Source organism: Rhizobium sp. SU303 (genome assembly GCF_021052345.1).
GTDB classification, from domain to species: Bacteria; Pseudomonadota; Alphaproteobacteria; order Rhizobiales; family Rhizobiaceae; genus Rhizobium; species Rhizobium laguerreae.
Genome location: NZ_CP088095.1, coordinates 4,461,811 through 4,481,494, shown reverse-complemented (window position 1 = coordinate 4,481,494; position 19,684 = coordinate 4,461,811). Strand labels below are relative to the sequence as shown.

Sequence of the window (19,684 nt, the reverse complement as noted above, 5' to 3'; positions counted from 1 at the left end):
GATTGAAGATCCCGCCAAGCGGCGGAGCAAAAAACAAAAGGGGAGCGGAACATGAGCAGAGTGGCTTTGGTCACCGGGGGTACACGCGGCATCGGCGCGGCAATATCCATGGCACTGAAAAATGCCGGATACAGGGTCGCCGCCAGCTATGCCGGCAACGACGAGAAGGCCAAAGCCTTCCACGACGTTACCGGCGTTCCGGTGTTCAAATGGGATGTTTCGGATTACCTCGCCTGCGGCGAGGGAATTGCCAGGGTCGAAAGCGAGATCGGTCCGGTCGAAATCCTCGTCAACAATGCCGGCATTACCCGCGACGCGATGTTCCACAAGATGACGCAGCAGCAGTGGCACGAGGTGATCAATACCAACCTCACCGGCCTGTTCAACATGACGCATCAGGTCTGGACCGGCATGCGTGACCGCAGCTTCGGCCGTATCGTCAATATCTCGTCGATCAACGGGCAGAAGGGCCAGATGGGCCAGGTGAACTATTCGGCGGCCAAGGCTGGCGATCTCGGCTTCACCAAGGCGCTGGCTCAGGAAGGGGCGAACAAGAACATCACCGTCAACGCCATTTGCCCCGGTTACATCGGAACGGAAATGGTACTTGCCGTGCCGGAGAAGGTGCTGAACGAACGCATCATTCCGCAGATCCCCGTCGGCCGTCTCGGCGAACCCGAAGAGATCGCGCGCTGCGTCACCTTCCTCGTCTCCGACGACGCCGGCTTCATCACCGGTTCGACGCTGACGGCCAATGGCGGACAGTTCTTCGCCTAGGCTTTCTGTCTTCGAGTCGATAGTAGAGATTAGATTCAAAGCTATCGTTGTTTTTGGACGTCTCTCGTGATGCCGGTTTGTGGCCGGAGTACTGGTGCCTTTTCGGGCAGATCAAGAGCGGCGGTCTGTGTTCGGACGTCGCTGTGGCCGAACTCTGGCCGGAACTTTGCGCAGCGAAGGATCATCGGTGCTGAGGGCTGATATCGCGGTCGTCAGGAAAGCCGACCCGATGAGAACGGCGACGAGGGAATTCAGCAAAATCTGAATCATGGAAGCGTTTCCTTTCCGGTGCGCCGGGCGGCTCTGACTGTCCGTTGCGCTCTAGAACAGCATGATTTTAGGCCGGGTCGGCCTAAAATCTGAATCCTGTTCTACATTCTATAGTGAGAGCATGATGTCGTCCGAAAACCGATCACACTTTTCGGCATCATGCTCTGCAGGAAATATGTGCCTGCCCGTTGGGCGGCGGTAGGTTTGACTTTCGCAACCGATTGTCAACGTCTCGTTGACGGATGCGACCGGCCAAAAGAAAACGGGCGCCGAAGCGCCCGTTGGGAGTCCGATATGCTTTGCCGATCAGTAGCGGCAACGGGCCTCGTAGCGGCGGCCGTAGCGGTCGCGATAGACGCAGTAGCCGCGGCGTTCGACCGACTGGCCGATCAGAGCACCGGTCAGGCCGCCGGCAACGGCGCCGACGGCGGCACCACCCCAGCTGTTGGTGACAGCACCGCCGATGACCGCACCGGTGCCGGCGCCGATCGCCGTACCCTGCTCGGTCGCTGTGCAGGATGCCAAGGCGCCGACGAGGGCACCAATAAGAACAATCTTCTTCATCATGTCGTAACTCCCCAGGTTAGTTGGCCTTTAGATGCGGCCCATTAGTACAAGGATAATGATAATCACGAGAACTAGCCCCAAACCGCCGGAAGGTCCATAGCCCCAGCCACGGCTATAACCCCAATTCGGCAAGGCTCCGATCAAGAGCAGAATGAGGATAATAAGAAGTATCGTGCCAAGCATGGTGTGTTTCCTTCATTTCATCCGCAATTTGGATGGACGAGAAACACGCATTGGCGATTTTTGTTCCCGGTTAGGATCTGGAAATGTGACGAAGCCTGATTCACGGTTTAATTTCCGTCATCTCGGAAAATACCGCTATGGTTAAAAAGACATTTAAATACAATATGTTGCGGTGAACAAAGCAGGAAAATCGCGATGTCGCCGATTCGTCAGCGATTCGTTCCGTTTTTGATCGGCGCGCCACAATTGGCCGTCCCGACTTAACGCCGTCTGAATCCGGCTCGCAAAGGATTAACGTCGGTGCGGCGGAGCGGGGCGACGGCTCCTGCCGCTGATCCGCGTCTAGTGTCCGGGCCTGATAGCGCTACCAGAGGTGGCCGTGAACGAAAGGTGAAAACGATGGAGTGAGCGATTCGTCTCCGATTCGTTCAGGCTTTGATCGAGAGGTTAATTTCGGGCGGATTTTTGCCTGTTCAAAATCGGGCGAAGATCGTCACTCACGGCGGCGAAAGTGCGAACAGGAGAGAGTCTCACGATTCAGCATCTAGTGGGAAAAAGTGATTCAAAATCAATACTTAGCCGTGAACAAAAGCTGAATCAGCGTGAGTCATCGATTCGTCGCTGATTCGTTCTCACGCTGTTCCGAATCGGAAATTCGGGCGTTCCGGGCGACTCGCAGAGGTGGTAATCCCTGAGGCATTTTGAAATCTGCCCTTGCGTTTGCGGCGGCAGCTGTCCATGTGTTGTCCAGCTTCCATCGAGGAGCCGAGATTTTCCTGGGGCCACCCCGCCTCATTTGCATGGATCCATGACTCTGACTTCGCAGCCGATGATTCTGAGTGGGCGCGGTGTGACCGCGGTGCTCGGGCCGACCAATACCGGCAAGACCCATTATGCCATCGAGCGCATGGTCGCGCACGGGACGGGCGTGATCGGCCTGCCGCTCCGGCTGCTGGCGCGCGAGGTCTATACACGGGTGGTCGAGAAGGTCGGCGCACACAACGTGGCGCTGGTGACCGGCGAGGAAAAGATCTCGCCGCCCAATGCGCGGTTTTCCGTCTGCACTGTCGAGGCGATGCCGCGCGAAACCAGGGCCGCCTTCGTCGCGATCGACGAGGTACAGCTCGCCGGCGATCTCGAGCGCGGCCATATCTTCACCGACCGCATCCTGCATCTTCGCGGCCGCGAGGAAACGCTGCTGCTCGGCGCGGCGACGATGCGGCCGATCCTGCAGCAGCTCCTGCCCGGTATCACTATCGTCGAGCGGCCGCGGCTTTCGCATCTTTTCTATGCCGGGCAGAAGAAAATCACCCGGCTGCCGCAGCGCTCGGCCATCGTCGCCTTCTCCGCCGACGAGGTCTATGCCATCGCCGAGCTCATCCGCCGGCAGCGCGGCGGCGCTGCCGTGGTGCTTGGCGCGCTCAGCCCGCGCACCCGCAATGCGCAGGTGGCGCTCTACCAGGCGGGCGACGTCGAATATCTGGTGGCGACCGATGCAATCGGGATGGGCCTCAACCTCGATGTCGATCACGTCGCCTTTGCCCAGGATCGGAAATTCGACGGTTACCAGTTCCGCAATCTCAATCCGGGCGAACTCGGCCAGGTCGCCGGGCGCGCCGGGCGGCATGTGCGGGACGGGACCTTCGGCGTCACCGGGCAAGTCTCGCCCTTCGACGACGAGCTGGTGCAGCGGATCGAAGGACACGAATTCGACAACGTCAAGGTTTTGCAGTGGCGGACGACGGAGATGGACTTCTCCTCCATCCCGTCGCTGCGCGCCAGCCTCGAGGCGGGTCCGCGCGTGCCGGGGCTGACGCGGGCGCTGCCTGCGGTCGACCAGCAGGCGCTGGAACAGCTTTCGCGTTATCCCGAGGTCATCGATCTCGCCGACAGGCCGGCGCGCGTCGAAAAACTCTGGGAGGCTTGCGCGCTTCCCGACTATCGGCGTATCACCCCAGCACAACATGCCGATCTTATCTCGACCCTCTTTTCCGATCTCGTCCGCTATGGCACGGTGAACGAGCAGTTTCTTGCGGAGCAGGTTCATCGCTCCGATCGAACAGATGGCGAAATTGACACGCTTTCGGCGCGAATCGCGCAGATAAGGACCTGGACCTACGTTTCGAATCGGCCCGGTTGGCTTGCCGATCCGACACACTGGCAGGAAAAGACGCGGGAAATCGAAGATCGATTGTCCGACGCGTTACATGAAAGGTTGACGAAACGCTTTGTTGATCGCAGGACATCTGTGCTCATGAAGCGCCTGAGAGAGAATGCGATGCTGGAAGCTGAAATCAGTGTGAATGGCGATGTCTTCGTTGAAGGACATCATGTAGGGCAGTTGAGCGGATTCCGTTTCACGCCGGTGGCGGGAACGGACGGACCGGATGCCAAGGCGGTTCAGGCTGCGTCGCAGAAGGCGCTCGGGCTCGAGTTCGAAGCCCGCGCGGCCCGGATGCATGCCGCCGGCAACAGCGATCTGGTGATCGGTTCGGATGGGTTGATCCGTTGGCTGGGCGATCCGGTGGCGCGGCTTTCGGGCAGCGATCACATCATGCGTCCGCGCGTGATCCTGCTCGCCGACGAACAACTGACGGGCAATGCCCGCGATCACGTTGCCGCCCGCATCGAGCGCTTCGTCAATCATCATATCAGCACGGTTCTGAAGCCGCTCGATGATCTGTCGCGTGCCGAGGATCTGCAGGGTCTCGCCAAGGGTCTTGCCTTCCAGCTCGTCGAGAATCTCGGGGTGCTGTTCCGCCGCGACGTGACCGAGGAGGTGAAGTCGCTGGACCAGGAGGCCCGCGCCTCCATGCGCCGCTACGGCGTGCGTTTCGGCGCCTATCATATCTTCGTTCCCGCACTTCTGAAGCCGGCGCCGGCCGAACTCATCACGCTGCTCTGGGCGCTGAAGAACGACGGTCTCGACAAGCCGGGCTACGGCGATCTCATTCCGGTGCTTGCCGCCGGCCGCACCTCCGTGGTCACCGATCCGAGCTATGAGCGGATGTTCTACAAGCTCGCCGGCTTCCGTTTCCTCGGCAAGCGTGCCGTGCGCATCGACATCCTGGAACGGCTTGCCGATATCATCCGTCCGCTGCTGCAGTGGAAGCCCGGTCAGAACAACCGCCCGGAGGGCGCCTATGACGGCCGCCGCTTCACGACGACGACGGCGATGCTGTCGATCCTCGGGGCGACGCTCGAGGACATGGAAGAAATCCTCAAGGGTCTCGGCTATCGCGCCGATGCCGTGAAGGCGGAAGAGGCATCGGTCCATCTTGCGGCGCAGGATGCCGCCTCAGTGCCTGCCGCCAGCGCACAAGCGCCTGCGGAAGAGACAGCCGAGAAGGCCGATCACGACGATGCCGATGGCGCCGCGGAAGAGACTGCTGCCGAGCCATCCGCAACCGAGGCGGCTTCGGCGGTGGCCGACGCGTCGGTGACGGAAGCGGTCGAAAGCCCTGCTCCGGCCGAGGCGATCGAGGCACTCGCTCCCGTGGAAGCCTCAGCTGCCGAAGAAACTTCCGCTCCTGCGGAAGCGGTATCGGCTTCCGAGGAAGCAGGACCTGCTCCTGGGGAAGCCGGCGAGCCGACGGAACCGAAGCCGGTTCTTCTGTGGCGACTTGGCGGTCGCAACGACAATCAGCGCCAGGGGCGCGGCGGGCATGGCGAACGCCGTGGCGGCCAGGGCGAGCAGCGCGGTCAAAACCAGGAGCGCGGCGACCGCAATCGCCGGCCGGGCGGCGGTGAAGGCGGCGAGGGCAACCGCAATGGTGACGGCCGCGACAACAATCGCCAGAACCGCGGCAACGAGGGTGGCGGCCGCGATGGCGGCCGGCCGCAGCAGGCAAGAGGCGACCGCAATAACCAACCACGGGGCGACCAGCCGCGCGGTGACCGGCAGGACCGTGGCGATCGCAAGGATCGCGGCGAGCGTAACGATCGCAACGACCGCAACAACAATCGGGGTGGCTCGCAGCCGTTGCGCTTCGAGGCCAAGCCGCCGCGCAAGGAGAAGCCGATCGATCCGGATTCGCCTTTCGCCAAGCTTGCAGCTCTCAAGGAGCAGATGAAGAAGTAATCATGAGCGGGGAGACACAGCCGACAAGCGGTTCGCGCCAGCGCATCGACAAGTGGCTGTTCTTCGCGCGCATGGTGAAGTCGCGCTCGCTGGCGCAGAGCCATATCCAATCGGGCCATGTGCGTATCAACGGCGAGCGTTGCAGCCATCCAAGCCAGATGATCAAGCCGGGCGACCGTATCGAGCTGACGATGGAGCGGCGCGATGTCGTTCTCGTCATGCGCCTTGCCGGCGAACGGCGGGGGCCCTACGAGGAGGCGCGCCTGCTCTACGACGACCAATCCCCGCCGCCCGATGAGGCAAAACGTCTCACGCCCTACGAGCAGGCGATCCGGGCCACCGGCACCGGCCGTCCGACCAAAAAGGAAAGACGTGCAATCGACAGGCTGATGTCGGACGAGGATTAGAAAACTCTGTCTGCGGCGGCGGCTTTTGCAGATCGTTTATCCTTGAAATCCGGTGATAAAGCCGATAGGTCACTGACAACCTGCCGGAAGCGTGCTTGCCTCCCAAGCCTGCTCACGCTTTTCCTCCGGCACGGGGATAGGCGCGACGTTCCAGGTTGCCCGGCCCCATCCGCATGGAAATCCTGGAGTTCTTCATGACCTATGTCGTGACCGACAATTGCATCAAGTGCAAATACACCGATTGCGTGGAAGTCTGCCCTGTCGACTGCTTCTATGAGGGCGAGAATTTCCTCGTCATCCACCCCGACGAATGCATCGATTGCGGCGTCTGCGAACCTGAATGTCCCGCCGAGGCGATCAAGCCCGATACCGAGCCGGGCCTCGACAAATGGCTGAAAATCAATACCGAATATGCCACGATCTGGCCGAATATCACGGTCAAGAAGGACCCGTTGCCCGAGGCCAAGGACATGGATGGCGAGACCGGAAAATTCGAAAAGTATTTTTCGGAGAAGCCCGGTTCCGGCGATTGAGACAGCGCCCACATTCGGGCCCCGGATTCGGGCGACCGCGGGGCAAAACGTTTTAAAAGCTGCGTGAGGCATATGGGTGACATGTGTTGCCCGCATGACTCAAGCGAAGCAAATTATTGATTTCCTCATATTTTTATGATAGGTTTCGTCTACTGTTCCATTTGTGGCATAACGCATGCCCAAAACCATCACGAAAGCAAAACAAATCCGTACACGGTTTCCGTGACATATCAACGCTTTGAGCGCCGGGTCCCAAGATCGTGCGCAAGAAGTCTTTGCTTTTGCCCGATGGGACCAGAGTGAAGTCACCCGACGGATACTACCGTCTCACCCGGGCCTGACTGACCCGGCTCCGGCCGCCGCCGGAAGCGTAACAGGGAGTTTTTGAATAGAATGACGACTCAGCAGAAAAAACCTTCTACAGCACGTCACGGCTTCAAGACCGGTGAATCGATCGTCTACCCCGCTCATGGCGTCGGTACCATCACCGCTATCGAAGAGCAAGAAGTTGCCGGCATGAAGCTCGAACTTTTCGTTATCGATTTCGAGAAGGACAAGATGCGTCTGAAGGTTCCGGTCGCGAAGGCGATGAGCATTGGTATGCGCAAGCTTTCGGAAACGGATTTCGTCGAGCGTGCTTTGAAGGTCGTGCAGGGCAAGGCGCGCGTCAAGCGCACCATGTGGTCCCGCCGCGCCCAGGAATATGATGCCAAGATCAATTCCGGCGACCTGATTTCCATCGCTGAGGTCGTGCGCGATCTCTATCGTGCCGAGAACCAGCCTGAACAGTCCTATTCCGAGCGCCAGCTTTATGAGGCTGCGCTCGACCGCATGGCGCGCGAAATCGCCGCGGTCAACAAGATGTCGGAAACCGAAGCCGTCCGCCTCGTCGAGACCAATCTCAACAAGGGTCCGAAGCGCGGCAAGGCGATCGAAGAAGACGATTCACAGGACGAAGCCGCATAAAGCGACCCTGTTTTTTCTGTCAAAAAACCCGGCCTTCGAGCCGGGTTTTTTTATTGGAACTTTTTCCCGACTGCCGCGTTTATCACACGTAATTGCGGACTGCTCGTCGGGCAATGGCCTCACGGGCGAACTGCTATTCCGTCAATGTTCGATGAGGAGCGGGTCATGCCTTTTCTATATTGCCCATCCGGCAAGGTGAAGAAACAGATCCTGCCCAGCCGTCTTACCGGCACATGATGAGAAATAGGGCCTCCCCCTGAAAAGTCCAGGGGCGAGGCTTTTATGCATTCAGAACCCCATTCAATCCGGACAGCGACGTTCCGGAAGATGAGTTTTATTGTTCATTTCAGGGCGAGAGGCCTGTTTCGGGAGATCGAAATGAAGAACATGTCTGCAGATCGGCGCATGATCAAAATCGCGATGGCCGCGCCTTATCTCGCCCGTCAGGAAGAGCACGATCTCGCCACTCGTTGGAAAGATCACGACGATCGCGGCGCGCGCAACCAGATCGCCATGGCTCATATGCGCCTCGTCATATCCATGGCCGGGAAGTTCCGCAATTTCGGCCTGCCGATGAGCGATCTGGTGCAGGAGGGCTATGTCGGTCTGCTTGAGGCCGCCGCCCGCTTCGAGCCGGAACGCGACGTGCGCTTTTCCACCTATGCAAGCTGGTGGATCAGGGCGTCGATCCAGGATTATATCCTGCGCAACTGGTCGATCGTGCGCGGCGGTACAAGTTCCGCGCAAAAAGCGCTGTTCTTCAATCTGCGCCGTCTGCGCGCCAAGCTCGCCAAGGGCGACACGCAGCTGACGCTGCAATCCATTCACCAGGAAATCGCCGCGGCCCTCGGCGTCAGCCTCTCCGATGTGCAGACAATGGATGCCAGGCTTTCCGGCAACGACGCCTCGCTGCAGGCGCCTTCGGTCTCCGGCGATGCCGAGAGCGCGGAGAAGATGGACTTCCTCGTCAGCGACGATCCCCTGCCGGACGAGCAGGTTTCCAACATGATCGACGGCGAGCGCCGTCGCGTCTGGCTGGCCTCGGCGCTGAAGCACCTCAACGAACGCGAGATGAAGATCATCAGTGCCCGGCGCCTGGCGGAAGACGGTGCCACGCTCGAAGAGCTCGGTGCCGATCTCGGCATTTCCAAGGAGCGCGTGCGTCAGATCGAAAGCCGGGCGATGGAGAAGCTTCGCAGCGCGCTCGTCAGCGCCGATCCGCATATGGCGGCCTACGCCTGAACCGAAAGCGCGTTGCGCTTTCGGTCATTGTCGCAAAACCGCCGCACAGTTTGCGCCAGATGTTTCATCCCCTCCAGCAGCACAGACTGGCCCGGCGCAAGCCGGGCCTTTTTTATTCGGCGATGATCTTGACGCGATCGCCTGTTGCAACGGCTGCACCCGTGGGCAGGGCGTTGATGAGCTTGAAGAGATCGAGCTTGCGGTCTGTGCCCATCATGCGGGCGGCGAGTGTCGAGATGTTCTCACCCGGCCGGACGGTGACGACGCGGATGCGCAGCGGCTTCAGCGAGGCGGCTTCTGCCGGCGTCATGCGGCGGAAACTCGCGCGCAGCACATTTGCCGTTGGCTCGAGGGCGCCGCTGCCTTTCGGCACGGCGGTCAGGAAACGGAAGATCTGCGAATTGTTGCGGATCACGGTCACATCGAAATCCCAGCGGTCGGCGCTGGCGCGCGCGGTGGCCGCTTCCATGCCGTTGATGGTGATCGGCTGGATCGTCGACGGGTCGAGACCGGTCACCCAGCCGCTGGAGATATAGTTGGTGAGGCTCTGGTTCTGATTGTCGGCGACGCCGTCGAAGCGGACGGCAATGTCGTTCGGGCCGGTGGCCATCACCGCTTCGACCTTGTTGTCGATGTGGAAATCCGGCGGCACGTCGAAGCGGATGCCGAGACCGCCATGCAGGAAGGTCTGGCCGCGCACATAGCCTTCTTCCGGGCTGTCGCCGTAGAGCAGTCCGTCTATGCCGTCGAGATAATAATTGCGACCCTTGTCGCCGACCGAGCCTTCCTGGCCGAAGGCGCGGGCGTGGGTGCGGGCAAGTTCGATGCGTTGGGCCGAATTCGGATGGCTCGACAGGAAGTCGAGGCTCTGGTCGGCTTCGGGATCAACCGACATGAAGCGACTGTAAGCGGCCATCGAATCGAGGAACCGGGCGGCGGCATAGGGGTCGTAGCCGGCTTCGCCGAGCATGCGCACGCCGATGACATCGGCCTGCAGTTCCTGCTGGCGGGAGAAGGCGGCGAGCCGCAGTTTGCCGCGGGCAAGCGCCTGCTTGCCGGCGATGTCGCTGGACAGGACCTCGGCGACGACGCGGCTGGCGATAACCTCGGCCTCTTCGCGCTTCTGCCGCTCGATGCCGTGGTTTGCCGTCACATGACCCATTTCGTGCGACAGCACAGCGGCGACTTCCGAGGCGTCGTTGGCAAGGGCGAGCAGGCCGCGGGTGACGTAGAGATAACCGCCCGGCAGCGCGAAGGCGTTGATCGCCGGCGAATTCAGGATGGTGATGCGGTAGGACTGGCTCGGATTTTCCGACACCGCCGTCAGCGCGCCGGCGATGCGGGCGACGAGGCGCTCGGTTCTGGCGTCTTTGTATTCGCCGCCGTAGCTGGCCACGATGCGCGGATGCTCACGGGCGCCCATCGCTGCGCGCGGATCGTTCTTCTGCACCTCGTCGACGATCTGCGGATTGGAAGAAGGCGAAACACTGGGCTGATAGGATTGGTCGATCAGCGATTGACAGCCATTCAGCGCCATTGCGAGGGCCGAAAGCAGCATCATGCGACGCGCGAAGCGCCGCGGCGCGGAGATGGCATCACTGGAAAGCGCGGGCGATTTCCACGTCGTCAAGCTGTCCAGTCTGATTCTCCGCATCATGTCGCTGTTTTGCCGGTTTGCCGCAGATTCGGACCGACCGTGGCAAGGGGAACTCAACAGGTGCGCACCCCTGATCTCGCGCTGCACAATCGGCCGATACAAGTCGTTGCTGTAGCTGATTTACGCATCGGTTGCATAGCGAGACTTCGTTTAAATGTGGCGCCGTTGCATTTTAGCAAGCCTCAGGCATTAAGGCTTCCTTTCGCTCGGATGAAATTATGGCGAAAGTTCCGTCACAAAGCGGAGATTCGTCGACGGTGCGGAAAAAGAACGGCCCGATTGAAGCAACCGGCTCGATAGCGACAGTCCTGCGAGAAAATTGCAACCTTTGATATAGGCATCGAGAGGAACGTCTCCCGATGAAGCATCCTCTCGCAGTAACGATTCGACTATTCGGCAGCTTCCGCCGTCGCCGGTTGCGGCTTCGTGGTCTCCCCGGCGCGAGGCAGCGGCACGGGTTTCAGCATGATGGCGGCGGCAAGGCCGATCAGCGCAATGGCGCAGGAAGTCATGAAGAGCGGCGAGAAAGCGGCGGCATAGGTATCGGCGACGGCCTGGCGGCTCGCTTCGGGAAGGGCGGCCATCATTTTCGGCGTCAGCTGCTCGATATCGGCGACGCCGGGAATGGAAATGCCGACCTTGCCGAGCTGAGAGGCGATGATGGCGCCATAGATGGAAATGGCGATCGAGGCGCCGCCCATGCGCGACAGCGTCACCGAGCCGGTGGCGGCGCCGACGTCGCGGGCGGGTGCTGCATTCTGTACGCCGATGACGGGAACCTGCTGGGCAAGGCCGATGCCGATGCCGTGCAGCATCATGACCGCGCCAATAAAGGCGATCGGCGTTCCCGCGTGGATCTGCGACATCAGTGCGAAGGCGATGGCGCTGCAGGTGAGGCTTGCAATGGCGAAGGGCTTGTAGCGCCCCGTCTTCGAGATGATGCGGCCTGCGGAAAGCGACCCGCAGACGAGGCCGCCGGTCAGAAGGATGAAGAGCAGGCCGGCGGCAGACGGCGAAAGGCCGGTCGTGGTCTGCAGAAAGAGGGCGAGATAATTGACCATGCCGATGGCGATGGCGCCGCCCATGATCGAGATCACCAGGAGCAGGCTGAAGGTCGAATTGCGAAACAGCTGCAGGGGAACGATCGGTTCGGGCGCACGGCGCTCGACGAACACCCAGGTGACCGCACAGACGACGCCGAAGACGACGATGCCGATACTCTCAGGCGAAATCAGTGCACCGAACAGTTCGCTGCTGTCGGTGGCAAGCACGATGCTTGTCGTCGTCATGGCAAGCAGAAGCGCACCGGCATAATCGATCTTGGGGCGGCGATGCGGTTTGCGGTAGGGCAGCATGAAGGCAAGGCCGGTGAGCACGATGAAGCCGATCGGCACGTTGACGAGGAAGATCGAGCGCCAGCCGAAGAGATCGCTCATCGTGCCGCCGAGCACCGGGCCGATCGCGCCCGATGCCATCAGCACGAGGCTGGAATAGCTTTGGTAGCGAGCCCGCTCGCGCGGCTCGAACAGGTCGGCATTGACGGCGAAGATCGACACCATGATGCCGCCGCCGCCAAGGCCCTGCAGCACGCGGGCGGCGATCAGCGTGTCCATCGAGACCGCAAGGCCGCAGACTGTCGATCCGACGGTGAAGATCATGATCGCGGTCATCATCACGTATTTGCGGCCGAACAGATCGCCGAGCTTGCCGTAGACCGGCATGACGGCGCTCAGCGATAGGAGATAGGCCGAGCCGATCCAGCCGAAGCGCTCGAGATGGCCGAATTCGCCGACGATCGTCGGCAGAGCCGTGGAGACGATCTGATTATCAAGCGTCGCCATGAACATGGCCGTCATCAGGAAGAAGAAGAGGATAAGCCGGCGATGAGGATCCGTCACGAGCGGCGCAGGCGCGAGTTGCATGTCCATGGGAGGCATCGTTCCAGGTTGATGTGCTTTTATGTGCTAACAGCATATAATTGTCAATGGCACATTAATGACATCGGCATATTCAATTTTTGAATCGGCTCTGTTATGGTCCTGTGATGAGCGACGTCCTGACCAAGACCCCTTCTGCGGAGCCGGCCGAGCCGGATCGTGAAAACGTGCCGCGTATCGGCCGGAGCATGGCGCGCATGCGGCTGATGACCGGGCGGCGGCTAATCGGCCGGCTGGCGATCCAGAGTGCTGCACCGGGCCTCGAGCTTTCGCATCTCGACGTGCTCGATGCCGTGCGCAGGGCGCAGCCTGCCGGCGAGGTCACGGTCGGCATGATCGCGGAGATGCTGCGCATCGATCCGTCACGGGCAAGCCGGGTGGTGGCCGACATGGTCGGGCGCAACGTATTGCGCCGCGAGGCCTCACAGGCCGATGCGCGGCGGATCGTCGTCGTCATGACCGAGGTCGGCCAGGACCTGCTTGCCGAGATCGTCGCGCAGAAGCTTGCGATCATTTCCGAAATTGTTTCGGACTGGCCGCAGGAAGATGTCGAGCGCTTCGCAGCGCTTTTCGAGCGCTTCATCGGCGGCTACGAGGCGGTTTTCCTGTCGCGCGACAAGGATACGCCGGGCTGAGGCAGACGCCGTCGTTCGCCGGCCCTTCCCCTCGACCCCTCGTTTGCGCTAAGGGCAATGCCCATGAGCCAATCCACCTTCACCATTCTCCTTGGCGGCGAACTCAGCCTGACGGAGCGCCTGCGCGATGCCATCGAAGACAGCCGCTTCATTGCGGCCGATGGCGGCATGCGGCATGCGGCAGCACTCGGTATTACGCCGGAGCTCTGGGTCGGTGATTTCGATTCGACACCTGATGATCTCGCGGGTGCATTTCCCGATGTGCCGAAACAGCCCTATCCGGCCGCGAAGGCGGCGACGGACGGCGAAATCGCAGTGGCGGAAGCAATCGCGCGGGGTGCGCGGCGGCTCATCCTGGCCGGTGCGCTCGGCGGTGAACGTTCCGACCACGCGCTTCAGCATCTGCTGTCGGCCGTCAGCCTGGCAGAAGAGGGTTTCGACCTGCTGCTGACCTCGGGCAAGGAAGAGGCCGTGCCGCTGGTGGCCGGTACGATCGAACTGGACCTTCCCAAAGGCAGCCTGTTTTCCGTGCCCGGATTCAGCGAGCTGAGAGGGCTTACCATCGAGAATGCGCGTTATCCGCTGGCAGATTTCCATCTGCCTTTCGGCTCGTCGCGCACCATTTCCAATGTTGCGGAAGGCAAGGTTCGCTTTTCGCTCCGCAGCGGCCGGGCAATTGTGCTCGCCCGGCCCTATGATCTTTCCGGAGTCTGATTTTTGGCCCCTCCCATTCTGAAACTCGACGATATCTTCCTGAGCTTTGGCGGTGCACCGCTTCTGGCGGGTGCTGGCCTGCAGATCGAGCCCGGTGACAAAATCTGTCTCGTCGGGCGTAACGGCTCGGGAAAATCGACGCTGCTGAAGATTGCCGCCGGCCTGGTCGAGGCGCAGTCCGGCGAGGTCTTCCGCCATCCGTCCTCGACGGTGCGTTATCTCGAGCAGGCGCCGGATTTTGCCGGCTTCAACACGGTGCAGGCCTATGCCGAGGCTGGCCTCGGGCCGGGCGATGACCCCTATCGTGTCACCTATCTGCTGTCGCATCTCGGGCTGAGCGGCGATGAAGACCCCAAAATGCTGTCCGGTGGCGAATCGCGGCGCGCAGCCCTTGCCCGGGTTATGGCACCGGAGCCGGACATTCTTCTGCTCGACGAACCGACCAACCATCTCGACCTGCCGACCATCGAATGGCTGGAAGGCGAGCTGCAAAAGACACGTAGCGCTTTGGTGCTGATCTCGCACGACCGGCGTTTCCTCGAAAAAGTCTCGACGGCAACCGTCTGGCTCGACCGCGGCACCTCACGCCGGCTCGACAGAGGCTTTGCGCATTTCGAAGCCTGGCGCGACCAGGTGCTGGAGGCCGAGGAGCTGGAGCAGCACAAGCTCGGCAAGTCGATCGAGCGTGAGGAGCATTGGCTGCGCTACGGCGTCACGGCGCGGCGCAAGCGTAACATGCGCCGTCTTGGCGAGCTGCAGACAATGCGCTCGAACTATCGCGGCCACAAGGGGCCGCAGGGCACGGTGCAGGCGACGGTTTCGGACGCGCAGGAATCTGGCAAGCTGGTGATCGAGGCAGACAAGATCACCAAGAGCTTCGGCGAGCGGGCAATCGTCACGCCGTTTTCGATCCGCGTGCATCGCGGCGACTGCATTGGTCTGGTCGGGCCGAACGGCGCCGGGAAGACGACGCTGCTGAAGATGTTGACCGGGCAGCTTTCACCCGATAGCGGCATCGTCAAGCTCGGCACCAATCTGGAGATTGCGACGCTCGACCAGAAACGCGAGGATCTCGACCCCGAGGATACGCTTGCCAACTATCTGACGGATGGGCGCGGCGAAAACCTGCTCGTCAACGGCGAGCAGCGTCATGTTACCGGCTACATGAAGGAATTTCTGTTTCAGCCGGAACAGGCGCGTACGCCGATCAGAAACCTCTCTGGCGGCGAACGCGCCCGGCTGATGCTGGCACGCATCCTTTCGCGCCCGACGAACCTCTTGATCCTCGACGAGCCGACCAACGATCTCGATATCGAAACGCTCGATCTTCTGCAGGAAATTGTCGCCGGCTTTCCCGGCACCGTCATTCTCGTCAGCCACGACCGCGATTTCCTCGACCGCACCGTGACCTCGACGATTGCACCCGCCGTGCCGGATGCGCCTGATGGTCGCTGGATCGAATATGCCGGCGGCTACTCGGACATGCTTGTACAGCGCAAGGGCGCGCTCGAGGAGCGTAAGAGGGCCGAGAAGGCGGCGGAGAAGCCGAAGACCCAGCAAGCAACAGCTTCAGGCAGCTCGAAGGTCAAGCTCTCCTTCAAGCAGAAATTCGCACTGGAAAACCTGCCGAAGGAAATGGCGAAGGCCGAAGCCGAAATCGCCAAGCGCGAACAGGTGATGGCAGATCCCAATCTTTTCACGCGCGATCCTGCAGCCTTCAACCGGCTTGCCGGCGAGATGGAGAAACTGCGCGCCAGCCTGACTGACATGGAAGAAGAGTGGCTGGAGCTCGAAATGCTGCGGGAAAAGCTGGAAGGCTGAGATTTTCTCGAGGCTCGAGGCTCACTTTTCCTTGATTCGTCAGTGTGTCGTCCTGCGGCATAAGGTGCCGTCCGGTAGCCGGGGATATTGCCGATCGCAATGGCGACAAGGAAAAGTCATATGTCTCGCAAGCCTCATTCCCGTTTTCTCACAGCACTTACCGCCGGCAGCCTCGTTGCGCTTGCCCTGTCGCAAGCCGCACAGGCGCAGGATGCCCAGCGCATTCGTGTTCGCGGCGCAATCGAAAGCCTCACCGGCGATACGCTCGTCGTCAAGACGCGCGAGGGCAAAGATGCGACGGTCGCGCTGAAGGCCGGCTGGAAGGTCGGCGGCATCAAGAACGCTTCCGTCGAGGATATCAAACCCGGCGATTTCGTCGGCGTCGCTTCGCTTCCGAAGGGCACGGGCCCGGACGGGGCGATCGAGGTGCTGATCTTTCCGGCGTCGATGAAAGGAACCGGTGAGGGCAACCGTCCCTGGGATGCGCAGCCGAACAGCCAGATGACCAACGCGACTGTCAGCAACGCCGTCAAATCCGTCGACGGCCACACGATCACGCTGACCTATCAGGGCAAGGAAAAGACCATCACGATTGCCGATGGCACGCCGATCGTGACGTTGGCGCCTGCGACCAAGGATGATCTGAAGGCCGGCGCCGGCGTCGTCGTCACCGGCGAGAAGGCGGCGGATGGCAGCATCTCGGCCAGCCAGATCGCCGTCGGCCTCAACGGCGTCATACCGCCGATGTGACCATCGGCTCAAATCTTCGTCTTATGCATGCCGTCATCCCAAAACCGCTCCACACTTTTGGGCGGCATGCATCAAAGCGCCGGCGCCGGCACGGCGGCAGCGCCGACACTGGCGCTGGCGCCGGTCTGGACGACAGGCGGCTCCTCGGATGCTGACGGCAGCGCCTGCAGATGCAGCACGCGCGGCCTCAGCGCCTCGAGATAGGCCTCGGAGCGGCCGATATAGATCATGCCGCTTTCGGGCATCGAGGTGAGCAGTTTGGCCATCGTTTCCTGTAATTCCGGCTCCATGCCTTCCAGCACTTCGTCGAAGACGATCCAGCGCGGGCGCACCAGAAGCAGCCGGGCAAATCCGATCGCTTTCTGCTGGTCGCCGTCGAGCATCTTGTCCCAGCGGGCGCGGGTATCGAGCCTTGCGATCAGCGAATGCAGGCCAACCTTGTCGAGGGCCGCCTCGACGGCGGCTTTCTCGTAGGCTTCGGGACGTTCGGGAAAGGCCAGCGCCTCGCGCAGCGTGCCGCCGGGAACATAGGCAACCTGCGGAACGAAGAGCATGTCGTCGATTGGCGGCAGGCCTATCGTGCCGCTGCCGCACGGCCAGAGGCCGGCCATCGCCTGGAAGAGCAGCTTGCGATTGACGCTGTGATCGCCGTTGATCATGATTTTTTCGCCGGCCTTGATCACGACATTGGTTTCACGCAGACGGAAACCGCCGCATTCCTCGATGTCTTCGCCGATCTTGGCGACGATCACCACGTCCTTCAGCGTCAGCGTGTCGGGCGCGGCGTTTTCATAGGCGATGCTGTCCTTGAGGTCGAAGTCCTCTTCCATCTCGACCAGCGCCTGGCGGAAATCGGTGACGCGCATCAGCGTGGCGCGCCATTCGGCGATCGGGCCGAAATTGGAGACATACCAGCGCAGCGCCGTGTTGACCTGGTTGAAGGCACCGACCGACATCATCAGCTGGCCGAGGGTGAGGCCGCCGGAGAAATAGGCGGGGGCGGCAACGATGATCGGGATGACGATCACCAGCCAGCCATAGCCGGCCGAAACCCAGGTGAGATTGGTATTGGCCATGGCAAGCCGCTTGACGACTGTCAGGACCGAGCTGATGTCGGTGTTGATGCGCCGGCGTTCGTTCTCCTCGCCGCGGGCAACAGTAATTGCCGGCATGTTCTCATTGGCATGCATCAGCGTGAAGCGAAGCTCGGCCTCTTTCGAAAAACGGTCGGCATTGAGCTTCACCAGCTTCCGACCGACGACCTGGCTCAGCACCGAGGCGGAAGCGGCATAGAAAATCGCCGCCCAGACCATGTAGCCTGGAATGGAGAAGCTATGGCCGCTGATGCGGAAGATGAAGCCGCTGGAAAGTTCCCAGAGCACGCCGATGAAGCTCACCAGAAGAATGGTCGACTGCAGCAGGCCGAGAACCAGCCCCGTCGTGCTTTCGGCGAGGTTGCGGGAATCTTCGTGCAGGCGCTGATCCGGATTGACGCCGATCAGGCCGCTGGAGGCAAGCCGCAGCGCCCGCTTGCGCTTCAGCCACTGGTCAACCAGATCGCGTGACAAGCCTTCGCGCATATAGAGCGCCGTCATCTGGTTCAGCCAGGCCTGCAGCACGTTGAGCAGCAGCAGTGTGCCGGCGATCATCGCGAAGATTTCGAGCTGGTGGAAGAATTCGCCGAGGTCGCGGCGCTCCAGCGAGTCGTAGAAGGGCGCATTCCACTCGTTCAAAATGACCTGGCCGTAGGACGTCGCCAGGATAACGAGGATCAGCACGGTCGCCAGAAACAGCACCTTGCCACGCACTTCCGAATTCCAGAATGCTGAGAACATGACGCCGAGGCGATATGTCAGGCTTAAATCATACCCTACCCTATCCTGCCTCCGGATGCCCGGCCTCCCCTCGATTTTATCTGCCATTACGCTTTTCCAAATCGCCCATACCCTTATAAATAACATGGTGGCGTTACCGGTCTATCAACAGATTCTATCAGTCATTAAAGTGTGATGATGCTTGCATGAGTCTCTCCTGCATGTATTCGCCAGTTGATTCGCAATCCGACTGGGTCTAATTAAGGCCTCCGTGGTGATTTGGCCGGCCGGCTTGCAGCCACGTTAAAAAAGTCGCTAAAGGGCCGCGTGCGGACCGGTAGCGATTTTTGTCGCCGCCGGTTTTTTGTTTTTGATCGAGTGTCCGCAATGCCCATCAAGATCCCCGATACGCTGCCCGCCTTCGAAACCCTGGTTCAGGAGGGTGTGCGGGTGATGACCGAGACGTTGGCGATCCGTCAGGATATCCGACCGTTGCAGATCGGGCTGCTCAACCTCATGCCGAACAAGATCAAGACCGAACTGCAGATGGCCCGCCTCGTCGGCGCCTCGCCGCTGCAGGTGGAGCTGTCGCTCATTCGCATCGGCGGCCACAAGGCGAAGAATACGTCCGAGGATCATCTGCTCGCCTTCTACCAGACTTGGGAAGAGGTAAAGCACCGCAAGTTCGACGGCTTCATCATCACCGGGGCGCCGATCGAGCTTTTGCCCTATGAGGACGTCACCTATTGGCCGGAGATGCAGGAGATTCTCGACTGGACGGAAACGAATGTCCATTCGACGATGAATGTCTGCTGGGGCGCGATGGCGGCGGTCTATCATTTTCACGGCGTTCCGAAATACGAGCTGAAAGAGAAGGCCTTCGGCGTCTACCGCCACCGGAACCTGAAGCCTTCCTCGATCTATCTCAACGGCTTTTCCGACAATTTCGAAGTGCCGGTGTCGCGCTGGACCGAGGTGCGCCGCGCCGATATCGAGAAATCCGAAAGCCTGGAGATCCTGATGGAGTCCAGCGAAATGGGCGTCTGCCTCGTGCACGAGAAGAGGGGCCGGCGGCTCTACATGTTCAACCATGTCGAATATGATTCCACGTCGCTTTCCGACGAGTATTTCCGCGACGTCAATGCCGGCGTGCCGATCAAGATGCCGCACAATTACTTCCCGCATAACGATCCGGCGCTTGCGCCGCAGAACCGCTGGCGCAGCCATGCGCATCTTTTGTTCGGCAACTGGATCAACGAAATCTACCAGACGACGCCCTTTGATGTGGAAGAGATCGGCAGCGATCTCTGACCGTTGCCGATCACGCCTG

Annotated in this window: 16 protein-coding genes and 1 riboswitch; of the genes, 11 read left to right on the top strand and 5 right to left on the bottom strand. The window is 60.8% G+C overall.

Annotated features, from left to right (window positions below; genetic code table 11):
• Positions 1–51 precede the first annotated feature (51 nt).
• Entirely contained in the window at positions 52–777 is a 726-nt protein-coding gene (locus tag RlegSU303_RS22050) for a beta-ketoacyl-ACP reductase (protein WP_017962530.1), read from the top strand.
• Positions 778–1,353: 576 nt separating this feature from the next.
• Here RlegSU303_RS22050 and RlegSU303_RS22045 read toward each other — a convergent pair.
• Together RlegSU303_RS22045 and RlegSU303_RS22040 are read right to left on the bottom strand one after the other, a co-directional pair.
• Entirely contained in the window at positions 1,354–1,614 is a 261-nt protein-coding gene (locus RlegSU303_RS22045; RefSeq protein ID WP_003543792.1) for a YMGG-like glycine zipper-containing protein, read from the bottom strand.
• Positions 1,615–1,641: 27 nt separating this feature from the next.
• A complete protein-coding gene (locus RlegSU303_RS22040) occupies positions 1,642–1,797 on the bottom strand; it encodes a DUF3309 family protein (RefSeq protein ID WP_017962528.1) in 156 nt (51 codons plus the stop codon).
• Positions 1,798–2,605: 808 nt separating this feature from the next.
• Between RlegSU303_RS22040 and RlegSU303_RS22035 the strand changes: the two genes are divergently transcribed.
• From RlegSU303_RS22035 to RlegSU303_RS22015, 5 genes are all read left to right on the top strand, one after another.
• Positions 2,606–5,878: a helicase-related protein gene (locus RlegSU303_RS22035; protein ID WP_231283310.1), complete on the top strand. Its 3,273-nt coding sequence runs from the start codon at positions 2,606–2,608 to the stop codon at positions 5,876–5,878.
• A gap of 2 nt (positions 5,879–5,880) precedes the next feature.
• Positions 5,881–6,285, top strand: coding sequence for an RNA-binding S4 domain-containing protein (locus tag RlegSU303_RS22030; protein WP_168279276.1), 405 nt, complete (start codon positions 5,881–5,883; stop codon positions 6,283–6,285).
• Positions 6,286–6,479: 194 nt separating this feature from the next.
• Positions 6,480–6,818 carry a ferredoxin FdxA gene (gene fdxA, locus RlegSU303_RS22025; RefSeq protein ID WP_003543777.1) on the top strand — a complete coding sequence of 113 codons (339 nt, stop codon included), beginning with the start codon at positions 6,480–6,482 and terminating at the stop codon, positions 6,816–6,818.
• Between the two features lie 393 nt (positions 6,819–7,211).
• On the top strand, positions 7,212–7,784 hold the full coding sequence (locus tag RlegSU303_RS22020) for a CarD family transcriptional regulator (protein ID WP_003543775.1): 573 nt from the start codon (positions 7,212–7,214) through the stop codon (positions 7,782–7,784).
• 378 nt (positions 7,785–8,162) lie between these two features.
• Positions 8,163–9,026, top strand: a complete 864-nt coding sequence (locus RlegSU303_RS22015) for an RNA polymerase factor sigma-32 (protein ID WP_012759432.1) — start codon at positions 8,163–8,165, stop codon at positions 9,024–9,026.
• A gap of 112 nt (positions 9,027–9,138) precedes the next feature.
• Here RlegSU303_RS22015 and RlegSU303_RS22010 read toward each other — a convergent pair whose 3' ends face one another.
• Complete coding sequence (locus RlegSU303_RS22010) at positions 9,139–10,683, bottom strand: M48 family metalloprotease (protein ID WP_168279274.1); 1,545 nt, start codon at positions 10,681–10,683, stop codon at positions 9,139–9,141.
• Positions 10,684–11,072: 389 nt separating this feature from the next.
• Complete coding sequence (locus RlegSU303_RS22005; protein ID WP_017962522.1) at positions 11,073–12,611, bottom strand: MDR family MFS transporter; 1,539 nt, start codon at positions 12,609–12,611, stop codon at positions 11,073–11,075.
• 116 nt (positions 12,612–12,727) lie between these two features.
• On the opposite strand from RlegSU303_RS22005, the gene RlegSU303_RS22000 reads away from it, so the two are divergent.
• From RlegSU303_RS22000 to RlegSU303_RS21985, 4 genes are all read left to right on the top strand, one after another.
• Positions 12,728–13,255, top strand: a complete 528-nt coding sequence (locus RlegSU303_RS22000) for a MarR family winged helix-turn-helix transcriptional regulator (protein ID WP_026158935.1) — start codon at positions 12,728–12,730, stop codon at positions 13,253–13,255.
• Between the two features lie 57 nt (positions 13,256–13,312).
• Positions 13,313–13,969 carry a thiamine diphosphokinase gene (locus tag RlegSU303_RS21995; RefSeq protein WP_017962520.1) on the top strand — a complete coding sequence of 219 codons (657 nt, stop codon included), beginning with the start codon at positions 13,313–13,315 and terminating at the stop codon, positions 13,967–13,969.
• Between the two features lie 3 nt (positions 13,970–13,972).
• Positions 13,973–15,790 carry an ABC-F family ATP-binding cassette domain-containing protein gene (locus RlegSU303_RS21990; protein WP_168279271.1) on the top strand — a complete coding sequence of 606 codons (1,818 nt, stop codon included), beginning with the start codon at positions 13,973–13,975 and terminating at the stop codon, positions 15,788–15,790.
• Positions 15,791–15,910: 120 nt separating this feature from the next.
• Complete coding sequence (locus RlegSU303_RS21985) at positions 15,911–16,540, top strand: hypothetical protein (protein ID WP_131644565.1); 630 nt, start codon at positions 15,911–15,913, stop codon at positions 16,538–16,540.
• A 71-nt stretch (positions 16,541–16,611) separates the two neighbouring features.
• Here RlegSU303_RS21985 and RlegSU303_RS21980 read toward each other — a convergent pair whose 3' ends face one another.
• A complete protein-coding gene (locus tag RlegSU303_RS21980; RefSeq protein ID WP_206106436.1) occupies positions 16,612–18,501 on the bottom strand; it encodes an ABC transporter ATP-binding protein/permease in 1,890 nt (629 codons plus the stop codon).
• A 114-nt stretch (positions 18,502–18,615) separates the two neighbouring features.
• Positions 18,616–18,693: riboswitch (SAM riboswitch) on the top strand.
• Positions 18,694–18,741: 48 nt separating this feature from the next.
• Between RlegSU303_RS21980 and metA the strand changes: the two genes are divergently transcribed.
• Entirely contained in the window at positions 18,742–19,665 is a 924-nt protein-coding gene (gene metA / locus RlegSU303_RS21975; protein ID WP_027668526.1) for a homoserine O-acetyltransferase MetA, read from the top strand.
• The last annotated feature ends 19 nt before the right edge of the window (positions 19,666–19,684 follow it).

Coding starts and splice junctions, on each gene's coding strand:
- RlegSU303_RS22020 (WP_003543775.1), top strand. CDS start 7,212: ATGACGACTCAGCAGAAAAAACCTTCTACAGCACGTCACGGCTTCAAG.
- RlegSU303_RS22045 (WP_003543792.1), bottom strand. CDS start 1,614: ATGATGAAGAAGATTGTTCTTATTGGTGCCCTCGTCGGCGCCTTGGCA.
- fdxA (WP_003543777.1), top strand. CDS start 6,480: ATGACCTATGTCGTGACCGACAATTGCATCAAGTGCAAATACACCGAT.
- RlegSU303_RS22030 (WP_168279276.1), top strand. CDS start 5,881: ATGAGCGGGGAGACACAGCCGACAAGCGGTTCGCGCCAGCGCATCGAC.
- RlegSU303_RS21995 (WP_017962520.1), top strand. CDS start 13,313: ATGCCCATGAGCCAATCCACCTTCACCATTCTCCTTGGCGGCGAACTC.
- RlegSU303_RS22040 (WP_017962528.1), bottom strand. CDS start 1,797: ATGCTTGGCACGATACTTCTTATTATCCTCATTCTGCTCTTGATCGGA.
- RlegSU303_RS22050 (WP_017962530.1), top strand. CDS start 52: ATGAGCAGAGTGGCTTTGGTCACCGGGGGTACACGCGGCATCGGCGCG.
- RlegSU303_RS21980 (WP_206106436.1), bottom strand. CDS start 18,501: ATGTTATTTATAAGGGTATGGGCGATTTGGAAAAGCGTAATGGCAGAT.
- RlegSU303_RS22035 (WP_231283310.1), top strand. CDS start 2,606: ATGACTCTGACTTCGCAGCCGATGATTCTGAGTGGGCGCGGTGTGACC.
- RlegSU303_RS22000 (WP_026158935.1), top strand. CDS start 12,728: ATGAGCGACGTCCTGACCAAGACCCCTTCTGCGGAGCCGGCCGAGCCG.
- RlegSU303_RS22015 (WP_012759432.1), top strand. CDS start 8,163: ATGAAGAACATGTCTGCAGATCGGCGCATGATCAAAATCGCGATGGCC.
- RlegSU303_RS22005 (WP_017962522.1), bottom strand. CDS start 12,611: ATGGACATGCAACTCGCGCCTGCGCCGCTCGTGACGGATCCTCATCGC.
- RlegSU303_RS22010 (WP_168279274.1), bottom strand. CDS start 10,683: ATGATGCGGAGAATCAGACTGGACAGCTTGACGACGTGGAAATCGCCC.
- RlegSU303_RS21985 (WP_131644565.1), top strand. CDS start 15,911: ATGTCTCGCAAGCCTCATTCCCGTTTTCTCACAGCACTTACCGCCGGC.
- metA (WP_027668526.1), top strand. CDS start 18,742: ATGCCCATCAAGATCCCCGATACGCTGCCCGCCTTCGAAACCCTGGTT.